Source organism: Streptomyces sp. NPDC031049 (assembly GCF_055571015.1).
Genome location: NZ_JBVIGC010000009.1, coordinates 138,020 through 153,869, shown reverse-complemented (window position 1 = coordinate 153,869; position 15,850 = coordinate 138,020). Strand labels below are relative to the sequence as shown.

The window sequence follows — 15,850 nt, the reverse complement described above, 5'->3', positions numbered from 1 at the left end:
GCGGCCCCTCCCGCGCCGGGTGGCGGCGCGGAAAGGGCCGGATGCCGTGCCCGTGGGACGGGGGCTAGCGGCGCCGCTTGCGCAGGGCCGCGAGGTTGCGGTAGCCGATCTGCGCGTAGCGCAGGGACTGGGCCGGGTCGGTGCCGCTCGGGGCGTTGTCCTGCTCGACCATCGGGTTGTGGTAGTTGCGGTGGCCGACGCGGGTGAAGAACGTGCGGTAGTCGATGTCGCCGGTGCCGAACGGGACCATGTCGTACCCCATGCCGTTCGAGGTGTTGACGGTGCCGTCCTTGGCGTGGAACAGCGGGTACCGCTTGTTGTGGCGGGCGACCAGGCCGGCCGGGTCGAAGACGTTCTCCCGGGTGGAGCCGTCGTGGGCGGTGTAGGTGTGGAACTTGTACCGGGCCACGTGCGCCCAGAAGATGTCCATCTCCAGCCAGACGGCCTTGGGGTCGGTGATCTTCAGGAAGTACTCCAGCTTGCGGATGCCGGAGCTTCGCGTCGGGCGGCCCTGGTCGTCGAGCGGGCCGCCGTCGAGGAGGAAGCCGTAGGCGGCGTCGTGGTTGTGGGTGTACAGCTTGACGCCTTCGCGGCGGGCGATCTCCCCGAGGGTGTTCCACTTGTCGGCGGCCACGTCCCAGTCGGCGCGGTGGGAGCTGCCGGTGGGGTCGCCGCCGGTGCCCATGTGCCCCAGGCCGAGGATGTTGGCGATCTCCAGGTGCTTCTTGAAGGTGTCCAGGTCCGCCGTGGTCAGCGGCCAGGACGACGGGATGAAGCCGTGGTTGCCCTGGGCGCGCAGGCCGTACTCGTCGAGCCAGCGGCGCAGCAGCCGGGCGCCCTCGACGGTCCCCAGGTCGGCGCCGCCGGGCGCGTTGGCGTGCTGGTGGTACCCGGCGAACTCGACCTGCCGGTAGCCGTGGCGGGCCAGTTCCTTGAAGACCTCGCGGAAGCCGGAGGGCAGGTCGGTGGAGAGCGGGTCGCGGCCCGTGGCGTCGCGGACGGTGTAGAGGATGATGCCGCGCCGGTCGCACGGGACGAGGACGTCACCGCCGCGGTCGTGGCCGCCCCTCCCCCAGCGGTCCTCCGCGGCCAGGGCGGGGGCCGCGCCGACGACGGGCGCGGCGATCACCGCGGTCGCGGCGGCGGTGCAGGTGCTCAGAAAGCGCCGGCGGTCGACGCCGAGGCTGCGGCGCAGGGACTCGTCGGGGCCGCCGGCCGCGGAGGCGTCGGGGCCGTCGTGACGGTGGGCGTCGCTGGATCTGGTCACGGGTGCCTCTTTCTGCCGTGGCCGGTAGCGGGGGCGCCCGGACCGGCCGTTGTCAGTGGCGTGTGTTTCACTTTCAGCAGGTGGACCTCGACGGAGCGTGATGGCGCCGATGCTCAGTCGAGTCCGGCGAGGTGGAGCAGGAGTTGCTTGACGTCGGTGGCCGCGAGGCGGTCGCCGACAGCGCGGGGGGTGGAGCAGATGAGGAGCGGACCGTCGTCGTCGCTCGCTGGGAGGCGGCCGTGGCTGCCGCGAATAGGTGAGGGGTCCAGGGGTACGACCGCCATGCGGTAGCGCATGCCGAGCTTCTTGCGGGCCAGGGCGGTGGCCGCCTTGACCTTGACGTAGGGGTCGAGCGGGTCCATGAACAGCTCGACCGGGTCGTAGCCGGGTTTGCGGTGGATCTCCACGAGCTGCGCGAAGTCGGGCGCGCGGGCGTCGTCGAGCCAGTAGTAGTACGTGAACCAGGCGTCCGGTTCGGCGACGGCGACGAGTTCGCCGGCGCGGGGATGGTCGAGGTGGTGGGCCTTCTTGCCCTCGTCGTCGAGGAGTTGCTCGATGCCGGCCAGGTCCTGGAGGGCGGCCCGGGTCGCGGCGAGGTCCTCGGGGCGGCGGACGTACACGTGGGCGATCTGGTGGTCGGCGACCGCGAAGGCACGGGAGGCCATCGCGTCGAGGTACTCCATGCCGTCCTGGGTGTGCACCTCCAGCAGGCCTGCGCGGCGCAGGGCGCGGTTGATGTCCACGGAGCGGTTCACGCGGGTGATGCCGTACTCGGACAGTGCGACGACCGTGCGTCCCTCGGCGCGGGCGTCGTCCAGCAGCGGGGCCATCGCCGCGTCCAGGTCGGCGGCGGCCTTGAGGGAGCGCGGGTCGTCGGGGCCGTGGCGCTGGAGGTCGTAGTCGAGGTGCGGGAGGTAGCACAGGGTCAGGTCGGGGCGGCGGGTGCGGATGATGTGACGGGTGGCGTCGATGATCCACTGGCTGGAGACCAGGTCGGCGCCGGGGCCCCAGAAGTGGAAGAGGGGGAAGGTGCCGAATTTTCCGGTGAGTTCGTCGTGCAGGTCGGCGGGGCGGGTGTAGCAGTCGGGTTCCTTGCGGCCGTCGGCGTAGTAGACGGGACGGGGGGTGACGGTGATGTCGGTGTCGGCGCCCATGGCGTACCACCAGCAGATGTTGGCCACGGTGTAGCCGGGGTGGGCGCGTCGGGCGGCGTCCCAGAGTTTGTCGCCGGCGACGAGGCCGTTGTGCTGGCGCCACAGCAGGATGTCGCCGAGTTCGCGGAAGTACCAGCCGTTGCCGACGATGCCGTGTTCGGAGGGCATCGTGCCCGTCAGGAACGTGGACTGGGCGGCGCAGGTGACGGCGGGCAGGACGGTGCCGAGCGGGGCCCGGGAGCCGGACTGGCCGAGCGCCTTGAGGTGGGGCATGTGGTCGAGGAGACGGGGGGTGAGGCCGACGACGTCGAGGACGAGGAGCGGGGTCGGTCCGGCGGAGCGGCCGGGGCGGGTCGTGGCGGTCATGGCAGCTCCTTCAGGCCGAGGTCCGTGAGCAGGTCGCGGGCGAGGGTCAGCTCGGCGGCGATGCCGTCGGTGAGCTGGGCGCGGGCGCGGGGCCGCAGCTCGGGCGGGAGGGCATGCCAGGTGTAGGTCTCGACCTCCAGGTGGCGGGTGAGCGGGTGCGGGCCGCCGACCAGCCGGGTCAGGGCGGCCTCGAGGACGGGGAGCGTGGAGGTGAGGGGCGCGGCGGGGGCCGCGTGCAGGGGGACGTGGAAGTGGGCGCGCCAGGGAGCCGTGTCGGGGAGGGTGCGGCCGGTGAGGGCCTGGTCGAGGTCGTCGGTGCCGTGCAGGCCGGCCGAGCCGGGGACGGCGGTGGGGTCGGCGGGACCGGCCGCGGAGTCCGGGGCGGTGGCGGAGCCGGGGCTGGCGGCGGAGCCGGCGGCAGTGGCGGGGCCCGGGGCGGGGACGGTGCGGGTCTGGTGCAGGAAGCGGGGTTCGGCGAAGGCGGCGAGTGCCTCGCGGACCTCGGGGAGATGGGGCTGTTCGGCGTGCAGGGCGGCGGACAGCTGGGACTTGACGACCGGGACGCGGGCCTCGGTGAGCGCGTCCAGGGCGGTGTGCGGGTCTTCGAAGGAGGTGGCGAGGTGGCAGGTGTCGACGCAGATGCCGATGCGGTCGTGGGCGACCGCGGTGAGCGGGGCGATCGCGTCGCGCGTGGTCTCCACGACGCAGCCGGGTTCGGGTTCCAGGCCGACGCGGATGGAGCGGCCGGTCAGTTCCTCGAGGGCGTCGAGGCGTTCGGCGAGGGTGACCAGGGCGGCGCGGGCCTTGTCGGCGCGGGCGTCGTCGTAGGCGGTGCGCCAGGCCAGCGGCAGGGTGGAGACGCTGCCGTCGGTGACGTCGTCGGGCAGCAGCCCGGCGAGCAGGCGGGCCAGGGAGGTGGTGTGCTCCAGGCGTTCGGGGTCGGCCCAGTCCGGCTTGTAGACGCGGTACTTGACCTCTCCGGCGCCGAAGCCCTCGTAGGGGAAGCCGTTGAGGGTGACGACCTCCAGGCCGCGCCGGTCGAGTTCGGTGCGCAGGGCGCGCAGGGCGGCGGGGTCGGTGCCCAGGGTGTGGGCGGCGTCGCGGGCGAGCCACAGGCCGATGCCGAGGCGGTCGCGGCCGAGGCGGCGGCGCACCGGCTCGCAGTGGTCGCGGAGCTGGGCGAGGACTCCGTCGAGGGTCTCGGCGGGGTGGACGTTGGTGCAGTAGGCGAGGTGGACGGTGGAGCCGTCCGGGTGGCGGAAGCGCATCGCTCACTCCCCGCCGCGCAGGATGGAGTTGCCCTCGTGCGTGGGGTCGGGCGGCGCGACGTCCAGGGCGAGGCGTCCGCTGAGGCCGTAGAAGGCGACCGGGTTGCGCCACAGCACCCGGTCGACGTCGTCCTCGGTGAAGCCCTCGGCGAGCATCAGGTCGCCGACCTTGCGGGTCTTGAGCGGATCGCTCCTGCCCCAGTCGGCGGCCGAGTTCACCAGGACCCGGTCCGGTCCGTACTCGCGCAGGATGGCCACCATCCGCTTCTCGTCCATCTTGGTGTCCGGATAGACGGAGAAGCCGAGCCAGGCGCCGCTGTCCTTGGCCTCCTTCACGGTGGTCTCGTTGAGGTGGTCGACCAGGACCCGGTCGGTGGGCAGCGCGGACTCGCGGACGACGTCCAGGGTGCGGCGCAGCCCGGCGAGCTTGTCGCGGTGCGGGGTGTGCACCAGGGCCGGCAGCCCGTGGTCGGCGGCCAGCTGGAGCTGGGCGGCCAGCGCGGTGTCCTCGGCGGGGGTCATCGAGTCGTAGCCGATCTCGCCGACGGCCACGACACGGTCCTTGACGAGGTAGCGGGGCAGTTCGTCCAGGACGGGGGCGCAGCGCGGGTCGTTGGCCTCCTTGGGGTTGAGGGCGATCGTGCAGTGGTGGGCGATGCCGTGCTGCGCGGCGCGGAACGGCTCCCAGCCGAGGAGGGAGTCGAAGTAGTCACGGAAGGAGGCGGGAGAGGTGCGGGGCTGGCCGAGCCAGAAGGAGGGCTCCACGACGGCGCGGACTCCGGCGGCGTGCATGGCCTCGTAGTCGTCGGTGGTGCGGGAGGTCATGTGGATGTGGGGGTCGAAGATGCGCATCAGGACTCCTTGCCGTGGGGGGCGGCCTGGACCGGCGGCGTCCCGGTCCCGGTCAGGGCCAGGACGCGGTGCAGGTCCCCGGGGACGGGGCGGTGCGCGGCGGTGCGTTCGGCGGCGTAGTCGGCGAGCATGCGGGCGAGTTCGGCGTCCGCGTGGGCTCGGCGCTCCAGGTCCGCCACGTGGTCCACGGAGACGCCGGTGAACAGGCACTTCAGCACGGCGTGCCGCCACTGGTGGGCGTCGAGGTGCGTGGCGGCGTACGGCCCGAGGGCGGCGGCCAGCAGCCGGGTGTCGTTGGCGCGCAGGGCGTCCTCGACGAGCGGCAGGGCGTCGGGGCCGGCCACCAGGTGGGGCAGGGCGTGCAGGACGGCGCGGCGTTCGTCGGCGGTGCCCTGGAAGTAGACGCGGGTCAGCGCCTCGGTGTCGGCGCGGGCGGCGCGCAGGATCAGGACGCGGGCGGCGTCGGCGTGCTCGGGGCCGCAGCGGCGGCCGGCCTCGGCGAGGCGCAGCTCCCACACGGAGATGGGCCCGTGGCCGCCGGGATGGTTCGCGGCCTCCTCGAGGGCCTGGTCGAGCCAGGCGCGAGCGGCCCCGTCGAGACGCGCGGCGAGGCCGGCGGACAGCGGCGGGTCGGCGGGGGACGTGCGGGCGGGCGTGGGGGCCGGGGCCTGCGTCGGCGGGGTGCCGGGGCCGTCGTGCGCGGTGGGGGTGACCGTGGGGTCCGGGGTGGTGGACCGGGTGGTGCGGGCACCGGGCTCGTGGGTCATGTGCTGCTCCCTTCCGGGGTGGCGGAGGGCTCGCCCGGGAGTGGGGCCTCCGGTGCGGGGCCGGTACGGGCGGCTGCCGCGGCTGCCCGGCGGAGGAAGGGCAGGGAGTGTTCGGCGAAGTGCGGGCCCGCGTGGGAGTGGCGGGGCAGTTCCACGACGGTCAGGCCCCGGTAGCCGGTGGCGGCGAGGGCGGCGAGCACGGGCGGGAAGTCGATCTCGCCGTCGCCGAAGGGGAGGTGCTCGTGGACGCCGCGGCGCATGTCCTCGATCTGGACGTGGCGGAGCCAGGGGCCGGCGGCGCGTACGCAGTCGGCGGGCGGGAGGGGTTCGAGGCACTGGCAGTGGCCGATGTCGAGGGTGAGGCCGAGGGGCTCGGGGTCGTCGAGGGCGCGGCGCAGCCGGTGGAAGTCGTCGAGGGTGGTCAGGAGGTGCCCCGGCTCGGGCTCCACGGCCAGCGGTACACCGGCGTCGGCGGCGGCGTCGAGCACCGGGGCGAGGGCCTCGGCCAGGCGTTTCCAGGCGGTGTCCGGGTCCGTGCCGGGCGGCGTGACGCCGCTGAAGCAGTGGACGGCGTGGGCGCCCAGGTCCGCGGCGACACGGACGGCCCGGAGCAGCAGGTCCACGCGGCGGGCCCGGTCGTCGGGGTCCGGGTCGAGGAGGGAGGGGCCGTGCTTGCGGCGCGGGTCGAGCACATAGCGGGCGCCGGTCTCCACCGTGACGCCGAGACCGAGGTCCGCCAGCCGCCGCGCCACCCGGTGGGTGCGGGCGGCGAGGTCGGGGGCGAGCGGGTCGAGGTGCATGTGGTCGAGGGTCAGGCCGACGCCGTCGTAGCCGAGGTCGGCGAGCAGGGCGAGGGCGTCGTCCAGGCGGAGGTCGGCGAGTCCGTTGGTGCCGTACCCGAAGCGGAGGGCGGCAAGCGGTGGCGGTGTGTCGTCCGCGTCCGGGACCGGCCCGGGGACCGTCGAACGGTGTGCGTCCCGGCTCACGTGATGCTCACCTTCCTCATGCTCGTCCGCTTCGCGAATCTCCGGCCGGCCGGTGCCAGGGACGCGACGAGCAAGGACGTGACGGTCGCGCCCGAGCGGGCGGTGAGGGCGGCCTGGAGGGGGACCATGGCGCGGATGCCGCCGCCCACGGCCCGTTGGGTGAGCGGGGGCGAGGGGTTGAGGGCGGCGTGGAAGCAGGGGCGCGCCGCGGTGGCGGCGTACGCCGCGGCGAAGGCGGTGGTGAGGGCGGCCGTGGCCCGGCGGGCACGGTCCGCCGGGGTTCCGCCGGGCAGCCCGGGCAGACCGGGGGCCGGCGCGATGCCCGGCAGACCGGCCACCTGGCTGACGCCCGGCCTGCCGGCCACCTGGCTGACGCCTAGCCCACCGGCCACCTGGCTGATGCGTGACCCACCGGCCACCTGGGTGGTGCCCGGCCGACGGGCCGCCTGGGTGGTGCCCGGCAGGTCGGGGGCCGGGTTGGTGCCCGGCAGGCCGGGGGCGGCTGCTGCCCGCCGGCCTGCCGGGAGTCGGGTACGGCGGTGGGTGACCAGCCGGGCCAGCGCTCCCGTCGTCGCGAGGGCGGCCAGCGGGGCCAGGGCCGAACCGCCGGTCGTCTCGCGGCGGGACACGGCCGTGACCGCCAGGGTGTGCGTGCCCAGCAACGCGGCCGAGGGCAGCGCGGCCCGGGTGCCGCCGCCGGTGGCCGCGGCGCCCAGGAGCAGGTCGAGGCCCCGGGCCGCGGCCATGGCCAGGGGGCCGGCGGGCGTGTGCTTCAGGGCGAGGTCGTATGCCCAGACGGTCGCCGCCAGCGGCGCGGCGACCGCGAGCGCCGGGCGCCCCGCCCGGGCGGCCAGCGCCAGGCCGGCACCGGTGAGGCCGCAGGCGGCGGCGAGGGCGGCGGCCGGACGGACCCGGCCGGACGGGATCGGGCGGTGGGGGCGTTCGGCGGCGTCCTCGGCACGGTCCGCCCAGTCGTTCAGGACCATGCCGGCCTCGTACAGGCAGAGGGAGGAGCCGATGGCGAGCAGGGTGCGCGGTCCGGGCCGCGCGCCCACGGCCGACGCTCCGGCCAGGGCGTCACCGGGGACGGTGAACAGCGCCGGCAGGCGGAGCAGTTCGGCCCAGGCGTCCGCGGAACGGGAGGGGAGGCGCGGGCTGCGGGGCGCGGTGCCGCCGGAGCCAACGGGCCCGTGCGGTGCCCTGTCGCCCGCCGGCGACCCATCCGGCCCCGGCACGGGCTCCTCGGCCGGCCCGCGTGCCCCGGCGGGCACGGCGGTCTCGGCAGGCACGGGCGTCTCGGCGGGCACGGGCGGCGTCTTGGCAGGCACGGACATCCCAGCCGCTCCGGGAGCCCCGGCGGGCACGGGAGCGCCAGCCGCTCCGGGAGCCCCGGCCGGTCCGGGCGACCCGCCCGGTCCCGGCGACCCCTGCGCCCCGGCGACGGCGCGGTTCACCGCCGCCCCCCGTCACCGTCGGCACCGTCCCGCAACCGCTCCCCGTCACCGCCGCCGTCACCGGCACCACCGACACCGCTCACACCGCCGCCGACACCACCGCCGGCCCAGACGGCACCATCGGCACCGTCCCGCAGCCGCGCAGCGAAGCGCAGCAGCTCCGCGTACTGCTCGGTCAGGCCCGACGGGCCGTCGCCGACCGGGTCCTTGAAGTAGAAGCCCAGCTCGCGCAGCGGGCCGGACAGGCCCCGCTCCTGGGCGCGGGCCGTCAGCCGGGCCAGGTCCAGCACGAGCGGAGCGGCGAGCGCCGAGTCGCAGCCCTGCCAGATGGTCTGGAGGATCATCCGGGAGCCGAGGAACCCGTCGAAGGCGACGTGGTCCCAGGCCGTCTTCCAGTCGCCGAGCGCGGGCACGTCGTCGATGTGGACCTCCCCCTCGGGCGCGGCGCCGAGGGTGTCGGCGAGGACCCGTTCCTTGCCCGCGTTCTTGGCGGCGGCCGCTGCGGGGTCGGCGAGGGCGGCACCGTCGCCACCGCCCAGGAGGTTGGTGCCGGACCAGGCGCGCACGGCGAGGGCCCGCTGCTGGAACATCGGTCCGAGGACGGAGCGCAGCAGGGTCTGCCCGGTCTTGCCGTCGCGGCCCGCGTGGGGGACGCTCGCCCTCGCGGCCGCGTCGGCCAGCGCCGGGTGGTGCAGGCCCGCCGACGGGGTGAAGTTGACGTAGGCGCAGCCGGCGCGCAGGGCGGCGGCCGCGTAGAGGGAGCTGGGCGGCAGCGTGCCGTCGGTGGGTGCGGGCTCGGTGGAGGCGACGTTGACCACGACGGCGCCCGCGAGGCCCCGGCGGCGCACGAAGTCGCGGATGTCGGCCGTGAACACCTCGATCAGTTCGTCCTGGGTCCGGGCCGAGGGACCGTCCGTGTCGCCGGGCAGGGGGCCGCCGGGCCTGATCTCCCGGTCGGCGGCGGCCAGTTCGGCGTGCACGGCCGACGGCAGCCCGTGCGGCAGGACGCCGCCGGCGGCGAGGTGCTCGGCCCGCTTGGGCAGGGGGCAGTCCACGGTGTCGTGGCCGCCGAAGACGAGGGACGACAACGATGGCAGGCCGCAGGACGAGAAGGGCGGGTTCTCGGTGACCATGCCGGTCGGCGGGTGGAGCCCCGCGGTGACGGCGGCGCAGCCCGCGATCGCGGTCGTGGCCACGGATCCGCGCGCCCCGATGAGCCAGACGCCGAAGCGCGGGGCCGGGGAGGGGACGGGGAGAGACGGTTCGGCGGACATGGGCAGCCTCCTTGTCGTACGCGAACCGGGTGCGGGCGCCGGAAGCGGGGAGCCGGGCGGGGCGCCCGGGGAGACGGCGGGCGGAGGTCCGGCGTCCTCCGCCCGCCGCCGTTCTGGTGCCCTAGGAGGGCAGTTCCTTGAGCTGGATGTTGCGGAAGGAGACCTGGTCGTCGGGGCCGTGGTTCTGGAGGCCGATGTAGCCGTCGGTCAGGCTCCGCTCGGGGTCGGTGTTGGTGAAGTCGTTGATCTTGACTCCGTTGAGGAACACCTGGAGCCGTTCGCCCCGGGCCTTGATCTCGTAGGAGTTCCACTGGCCGGGCGGACGCAGGACCTGGTCACGGGCCTTGATGTTCGCCGACTTGAAGGAGTAGACGGAGCCCGTGGTGCGGTCGGGCGCGTCCGTGGCGTCGATCTGGATCTCGTAGCCCTTGTTCACCGCGGACCAGGGGTCGTCGGAGGCGGGGAAGCCCACGAAGACTCCGGAGTTGTCGTCGCCCTGCATCTTCCAGTCGAGCTTGAGGGAGTACGACTTCAGCTCCTTGGCCTGGTACCAGAGCAGGCCCATGCCGCCCTCGGACTCCATGGTGCCGTCCTTGACGACGAACCGGCCGGGGCCGGCCTGCTTCCACCCGTCCAGGGTCTGGCCGTTGAAGATGTCCCGGTAGCCCTTGCTCGGCTTGCAGTCCGCCTTGACCTGGCCGGTGGCGTACTGCATGCCGCCGAGGAGGTGGCTGCGGAACGCCTCGTCGGCGTAGGACTCCTTGGTGTGGCCGCCGCCGGTGTAGAAGGAGCGTCCGCCGCCGTAGCTCTGGCACCAGGCGATCGGGTGGTCGCCCTTCATGGTGCCGCCCTCGTAGGTGGTCTCGTCGAGGGTGGCGAGGACCTTGGCCTGCTCACGCGGGTTGGTGCGGTAGTTGTACCACTCGTCGGTGCGCTCCCAGGTGTCGCCCAGGTGCGCGGTGGAGGGGTGGTCGTGGTCGTGGACGCGCACGGTGGCCTTCTGGATGGCCGGGTGCGAGTCGAAGTAGGCGCCGACGAGGCCGCCGTAGAACTCCCAGTCGTACTCGGTGTCGGCGGCGGCGTGGATGCCCATGTAGCCGCCGCCGTTCTTGACGTAGTTCTCGAACGCCTTCTGCTGTTCGGTGTTGAGCACGTCACCGGTGGTGGACAGGAAGGCGACGGCGTCGTACTTGGCGAGGTTGGCGGTGGTGAACTGCCTCGCCTCCTCGGTCGCGTCGACCGTGATGCCGGCCGGGGCGCCCAGTTCCTTCAGCGCGGCGATGCCCGCCGGAATGGAGTCGTGGCGGAAACCGGCCGTCTTGGAGAAGACCAGGACCTTCTTGCCCTTCTTGAAGGGGTCCTTGGAGAACTCGAAGTCGTCGACGTCGTACAGCGCGCCGTCGCCGCCGCGGAAGACCAGGTAGATCTCCGTGGTGCGGGAGGGCAGCCCGCGCAGCGGTACGTCGATGTTCTGGAACGTCTCCCAGCCGCCGGTCGGCGGGATGTACGCCGAGCCGTGCAGCTTGCCGGTGGGCGAGCCGGTGCGCAGTTCGACGAAGCCGCCGGAGCCGCCGGAGGAGGCGCGGACGGTCAGCTTCTTCTGCCCGTCGAACCGGTAGGGGGTGAAGGAGATCCAGTCGCCGTCGTGGATGTCGCCGACGGTCTTGCCGCCGTTGGCGCCGGTCTTGTCGATGACCGACACGCCCTGCTGGGTGGAGAAGTGCTCGGCCTGGCGGTGCAGCGGCTGGATCACGGTGCGCGCGGTGCCGGTGAGGGCCTCCTGGCCGTTGGCCCCGCCGTCGGTGTAGCTGGCGCCGACGACGCCGTAGATGTTGGCGTTGGGGTCGTGGCCGCCGTCGCCCGGCGGCGGGTTGAGGGTGCCCTCACAGCCCATTTCGCTGGTCAGCTCGTGGGCGTGGGAGTCGTGGCCGAGGCTGTAGGCGACCTTGACCTTGGAGCAGTCGACGGTCTCCTCGGGGTCGGTGACGGTCACCCTGAAGGGCACGGGCTCGCCGAAGGCGGCCAGGCTGCCGTTGCCCGGGACCTCGATCTTCACCTTCGGCTCGGTGTTGCCGACGACGATGCGGACGCTGGCGTTGCCGGTGTTGCCCTCGGGGTCCCTCGCGGTGAAGGTCGCGGTGTAGGTGCCGACCTTCTTGTACTGGTGGGTGGGGGTCAGGCCCTCGCCCGTGGTGCCGTCGCCGAAGTCCCAGCTGTAGGTCAGCTCCGCGGAGTCGGCGTCCTTGGCGGTGGCGGTGAACTTGACCTTCAGCCCGGCCGCGCCGGACGTCCTGTCCGCGCTGACCTCGGCGATCGGGGAGAAGCCGTCCTCGGCGTTCTCGATGCGGTAGAGCGCGGAGTGCTCGTCGCCCTGGAACCAGGAGACGCCGTAGTCCAGGACGTAGAGCGCGCCGTCGGGACCGAACTCCATGTCCATGATCTGGGTGCCGGTCCACGGGAAGTCGTTGATCTTCGCGACGGACCCGTCCGCGTTCTGCTCGATCCGCTTGATCCAGCGGCGGCCGAACTCGCCCGCGAAGAAGTCCCCGTCGAACTCCTCGGGGAACTTCACCGAGGACTCCAGCTCGGGGTCGTAGCGGTAGACCGGGCCGGCCATCGGGGACTCGGAGCCGGTGCCGAACTCGGGCACCGAACCGTCGTCGTACGGGATCCAGGCGGGCTGGGCCGGCGGCAGGTCGACCAGGCCGGTGTTGTGCCGGGAGGTGTTCTTCGGGGCGTCGCAGTCGAACTTCTCACCGGAGGCGCCGGTGGCGAAGTCGTAGTCGACGTAGGCGTCGTTGGCGCCGGTGCAGAACGGCCAGCCGAAGTTGGCGGGCCCGGTGACCTTGGCGAACTCGACCTGCCCCGCCGGGCCGCGGCTGGGGTCGGCGGCGCCGGCGTCGGGGCCGTAGTCACCGACGTAGATCGTGCCGGTCTTGTCGTCGACGCTCATCCGGAACGGGTTGCGGAAGCCCATCGCGTAGATCTCGGGACGGGTCTTGTCGGTCCCGGGAGCGAAGAGGTTGCCCTCCGGGATCGTGTACGAGCCGTCCTCGGCGACCTTGATGCGCAGGATCTTGCCGCGCAGGTCGTTGGTGTTGCCGGAGGTGCGGCGGGCGTCGAAGGCCGGGTTGCGGTTGTCCCGCTCGTCGATCGGCGTGTAGCCGTCGGAGGAGAAGGGGTTGGTGTCGTCGCCGGTGGACAGGTACAGGTTGCCCTCGGCGTCGAAGTCGATGTCGCCGCCGACATGGCAGCAGGTGCCGCGGGAGGCCGCGACGTCCAGGACCTTCTTCTCGCTGGACAGGTCCAGTGTGCCGTTGGGGTTGAGGACGAAGCGGGAGAGGCGGTTGACGCCGTCGAACTTCGCGAAGTCCTCGGCGGTGCCGGTCTCCGGGGCGTCGCCCGCGGGGGTGTCGAGCGGCGGGGCGTAGTAGAGGTAGATCGCCCGGTTGTTCTCGAAGTCCGGGTCGACGCCGACGCCCTGGAGGCCCTCCTCGTCGTGGCTGTACACGTCCAGTTTGCCGGCGATCTTGGTGACGCCGCCCTGGTCGGTGATCCTCAGGGTGCCGTCGCGGGAGGTGTGCAGGACGCTGCGGTCCGGGAGCACGGCGAGCGACATCGGCTCGCCCATCTCGGGCTCGCCCTTGGCGAGCGGTACCTGCTGGAACTGCCCTTCGGCGGCGGCCGGCTCGTCGGCCGCCGGCTGGGCGCCGGCGACGGTCGCCGGGGTGCCCACGGCCAGCATCAGGCCGGTGAAGAGGGCGAGGGTGGTACGAAGCCCTGGGCGTCTGGTGGCCCTGGTGCCTCTGCGTGTGTTTCTGTGCACGAAGTCCCTCCGGGAACGGGTGGAGCCGTACGGAACGGGTGCGAAGACGTGCGGTGCGGGCGCCGGGGTGCGCCGTCACCCCGGAGGCGTGGCTGCCCTGAGCACTTCAGGGACGGTAACCGCGTTCTTCCGGGTCCAACACCCCTTGGGCCCGGACCGGTTGAACTTTTTCCCAACTCTGGACAAAGCGGGATATGGGCAGGCCTGACCCGGGACCGGCGCGGTGGCGCCGGCCCCGTTTCCCGGCCTGCCGGGCGGGTGGTTCAGCTGTTGAACGCCGCGTCGAAAGAGGCGCTCGGGGGCTCGAAGTCGAAGGCCTTGAGACGGGTCAGGGCCTCGGGGGCGCCCTGGAGCCGGTCCATGCCGGCGTCCTCCCACTCCACGGAGACCGGGCCCTGGTAGCCGATGGAGCGCAGCATCCGGAAGACGTCCTCCCAGGGGACGTCGCCGTGGCCGGCGGAGACGAAGTCCCAGCCGCGGCGCGGGTCGCCCCAGGGCAGGTGGGAGCCGAGGCGGCCGTTGCGGCCGTCGAGGCGGGTGCGGGCCTCCTTGCAGTCGACGTGGTAGATGCGGTCGCGGAAGTCCCACAGGAAGCCGACGGGGTCGAGGTCCTGCCACACGAAGTGGGACGGGTCGAAGTTGAGGCCGAAGGCGGGCCGGTGGTCCACGGCCTCCAGGGCCCGCCGGGTGGTCCAGTAGTCGTAGGCGATCTCACTGGGGTGGACCTCGTGGGCGAAGCGGACGCCCTCGGCGTCGAAGACGTCCAGGATCGGGTTCCAGCGGTCGGCGAAGTCCTGGTAGCCGCGCTCGATCATGGATTCGGGGGCGGGCGGGAACATGGCGACCAGATGCCAGATGGCGGAGCCGGTGAACCCGATGACGGTGTCGACGCCGAACCGGGCGGCGGCCCGCGCGGTGTCCTTGATCTCGGCGGCGGCCCGCTGCCGTACGCCCTCGGCGTCGCCGTCGCCCCAGATGCGGGCGGGCAGGATGGCCTGGTGGCGTTCGTCGATGATGGCGTCGCAGACGGCCTGGCCGACCAGGTGGTTGGAGATGGCCCAGCATTTCAGGCCGTACTTGTCCAGCAGCTGGTGGCGGGAGTCGACGTAAGAGGGGTCGGCCAGTGCCTTGTCGACCTCGAAGTGGTCTCCCCAGCAGGCGAGTTCCAGGCCGTCGTAGCCGAAGTCGCGGGCCAGGCGGCAGACCTCTTCCAGGGGCAGGTCCGCCCACTGGCCGGTGAACAGGGTGAAGTTGCGGGGCATCCGCTTCGGCCTCCTCAGGCGGCGTCGGACGGGACGGCGATCGGGGTGTAGACGGAGTTCTTCTCGGCGCTCTCCTCCACGGCGGCGAGCACCCGCTGCACCTGGAGTCCGTCGGCGAAGGAGGGCTGGGGCCGGCTGCCGTGGGCGACGGCGTGGAGGAGGTCGCGGGCCTGGTGCACGAAGGTGTGCTCGTAGCCCAGGCCGTGGCCCGGCGGCCACCAGGCGTCGAGGTAGGGGTGTTCGGGCTCGGTGACGAGGATGGTGCGGAAACCGGCGTGCTCCCCGGGCTCGGTGGCGTCGTGGTACGCCAGCTCGTTGAGCCGCTCCAGGTCGAAGGAGAGCGAGCCGCGCTCGCCGTTGATCTCGATGCGCAGGGCGTTCTTGCGGCCGGTGGCGTAGCGGGTGGCCTCGAAGGTGGCGAGGGCTCCGGAGGGGAAGCGGCCGGTGAAGACGGCGGCGTCGTCGACCGTGACCTCGCCGGTGGTGCCGTCGGCCGATGCGGCGGACAGTCCCTGGGCGGCGCCGCCCGGCAGCGGGCGTTCGCGGACGAAGGTCTCGGTGAGGGCGGAGACGCCGGCTAGGTGTTCGCCGGTCAGGTACTGGGCGAGGTCGACGATGTGCGCGCCGAGGTCGCCGAGCGCGCCGGAGCCGGCCTGCTCCCGGCGCAGCCGCCAGGTCAGCGGCGCCTTCGGGTCGACCAGCCAGTCCTGGAGGTAGACCACGCGCACGTGCCGCAGCCTGCCGAGCCGGCCCTCGGAGATCATCCGCCGGGCGAGCGCGGTGGCGGGCACCCGGCGGTAGTTGAAGCCGACCATCGCCACCTGGCCGCGGGCGGCGGCCTCGCCGGCGGCCCGGGTCATGGCCTCGGCCTCGGCGACGGTGTTGGCCAGCGGCTTCTCGCACAGTACGTGCTTGCCGGCGGCCAGCGCGGCCAGCGCGATCTCGGCGTGGCTGTCGCCGGGGGTGCAGATGTCGACGAGGTCGACGTCGTCCCGTTCGATCAGGGCCCGCCAGTCGGTCTCGGCCGCGGCCCAGCCGTGCCGGTCGGCCGCGGCCCGGACGGCGTCGGCGTCCCGCCCGCAGATCGCGGCCAGCACGGGGGTGAGCGGCAGGTCGAAGACCCGGCCCGCGGTGCGCCAGCCCTGGGAGTGGGCGGCGCCCATGAAGGCGTAGCCCACCATGCCGATGCGCAGTGGCCGTGCGGTCGCCGTCGCCCCCGTTGCCCCGGTCCCGGTGGTGGCGGCTGACTGTGCCCCGGCCCCCTCGGGCTGCTGCGGCTGTCCCATGCGGATGTCCTCCTCGTCGTCGGTGCGCTGTGGGGGGTGGGCCCCCGCCCCGTGAGCTGGTCAGGCTCGTGGGGCGGGCGCCCCGGCG

Annotated in this window: 11 protein-coding genes; all 11 read right to left on the bottom strand. The window is 73.5% G+C overall.

Annotated elements, in window-relative coordinates:
* Positions 1-64: 64 nt before the first annotated feature.
* On the bottom strand, positions 65-1,267 hold the full coding sequence (locus ACZ45Q_RS17410) for a sugar phosphate isomerase/epimerase family protein (RefSeq protein ID WP_468261508.1): 1,203 nt from the start codon (positions 1,265-1,267) through the stop codon (positions 65-67).
* Positions 1,268-1,380: 113 nt separating this feature from the next.
* Positions 1,381-2,787 (bottom strand): nucleotide pyrophosphatase/phosphodiesterase family protein, encoded by a 1,407-nt coding sequence (locus tag ACZ45Q_RS17405; protein WP_468261505.1) that lies wholly within the window; start codon positions 2,785-2,787, stop codon positions 1,381-1,383.
* On the bottom strand, positions 2,784-4,055 hold the full coding sequence (eboE, locus tag ACZ45Q_RS17400) for a metabolite traffic protein EboE (RefSeq protein ID WP_468261502.1): 1,272 nt from the start codon (positions 4,053-4,055) through the stop codon (positions 2,784-2,786). Before eboE ends, ACZ45Q_RS17405 begins: the two co-directional genes overlap by 4 nt.
* 3 nt (positions 4,056-4,058) lie before the next feature.
* Positions 4,059-4,907 carry a TatD family hydrolase gene (locus ACZ45Q_RS17395; protein ID WP_468261500.1) on the bottom strand — a complete coding sequence of 283 codons (849 nt, stop codon included), beginning with the start codon at positions 4,905-4,907 and terminating at the stop codon, positions 4,059-4,061.
* A complete protein-coding gene (locus tag ACZ45Q_RS17390; protein ID WP_468261497.1) occupies positions 4,907-5,674 on the bottom strand; it encodes an EboA domain-containing protein in 768 nt (255 codons plus the stop codon). Before ACZ45Q_RS17390 ends, ACZ45Q_RS17395 begins: the two co-directional genes overlap by 1 nt.
* Complete coding sequence (locus tag ACZ45Q_RS17385; RefSeq protein WP_468261812.1) at positions 5,671-6,540, bottom strand: sugar phosphate isomerase/epimerase family protein; 870 nt, start codon at positions 6,538-6,540, stop codon at positions 5,671-5,673. The genes ACZ45Q_RS17390 and ACZ45Q_RS17385 overlap by 4 nt, the downstream gene beginning before the upstream one ends.
* 116 nt (positions 6,541-6,656) lie before the next feature.
* Positions 6,657-7,994 (bottom strand): SCO3242 family prenyltransferase, encoded by a 1,338-nt coding sequence (locus tag ACZ45Q_RS17380; protein WP_468261495.1) that lies wholly within the window; start codon positions 7,992-7,994, stop codon positions 6,657-6,659.
* A 116-nt stretch (positions 7,995-8,110) separates the two neighbouring features.
* A complete protein-coding gene (locus tag ACZ45Q_RS17375; RefSeq protein ID WP_468261492.1) occupies positions 8,111-9,388 on the bottom strand; it encodes an inositol-3-phosphate synthase in 1,278 nt (425 codons plus the stop codon).
* 121 nt (positions 9,389-9,509) lie between these two features.
* Entirely contained in the window at positions 9,510-13,214 is a 3,705-nt protein-coding gene (locus ACZ45Q_RS17370) for a ThuA domain-containing protein (RefSeq protein WP_468261490.1), read from the bottom strand.
* A gap of 263 nt (positions 13,215-13,477) precedes the next feature.
* Positions 13,478-14,476 (bottom strand): sugar phosphate isomerase/epimerase family protein, encoded by a 999-nt coding sequence (locus ACZ45Q_RS17365; RefSeq protein WP_468261487.1) that lies wholly within the window; start codon positions 14,474-14,476, stop codon positions 13,478-13,480.
* 14 nt (positions 14,477-14,490) lie between these two features.
* Entirely contained in the window at positions 14,491-15,762 is a 1,272-nt protein-coding gene (locus ACZ45Q_RS17360) for a Gfo/Idh/MocA family protein (RefSeq protein ID WP_468261484.1), read from the bottom strand.
* Positions 15,763-15,850 lie beyond the last annotated feature (88 nt).

Bases quoted from the DNA above. Each gene is read 5' to 3' on its own strand.
- ACZ45Q_RS17405 (WP_468261505.1), bottom strand. From the start codon at position 2,787: ATGACCGCCACGACCCGCCCCGGCCGCTCCGCCGGACCGACCCCGCTC.
- eboE (WP_468261502.1), bottom strand. From the start codon at position 4,055: ATGCGCTTCCGCCACCCGGACGGCTCCACCGTCCACCTCGCCTACTGC.
- ACZ45Q_RS17395 (WP_468261500.1), bottom strand. From the start codon at position 4,907: ATGCGCATCTTCGACCCCCACATCCACATGACCTCCCGCACCACCGAC.
- ACZ45Q_RS17390 (WP_468261497.1), bottom strand. From the start codon at position 5,674: ATGACCCACGAGCCCGGTGCCCGCACCACCCGGTCCACCACCCCGGAC.
- ACZ45Q_RS17380 (WP_468261495.1), bottom strand. From the start codon at position 7,994: ATGTCCGTGCCTGCCAAGACGCCGCCCGTGCCCGCCGAGACGCCCGTG.
- ACZ45Q_RS17375 (WP_468261492.1), bottom strand. From the start codon at position 9,388: ATGTCCGCCGAACCGTCTCTCCCCGTCCCCTCCCCGGCCCCGCGCTTC.
- ACZ45Q_RS17365 (WP_468261487.1), bottom strand. From the start codon at position 14,476: ATGCCCCGCAACTTCACCCTGTTCACCGGCCAGTGGGCGGACCTGCCC.
- ACZ45Q_RS17360 (WP_468261484.1), bottom strand. From the start codon at position 15,762: ATGGGACAGCCGCAGCAGCCCGAGGGGGCCGGGGCACAGTCAGCCGCC.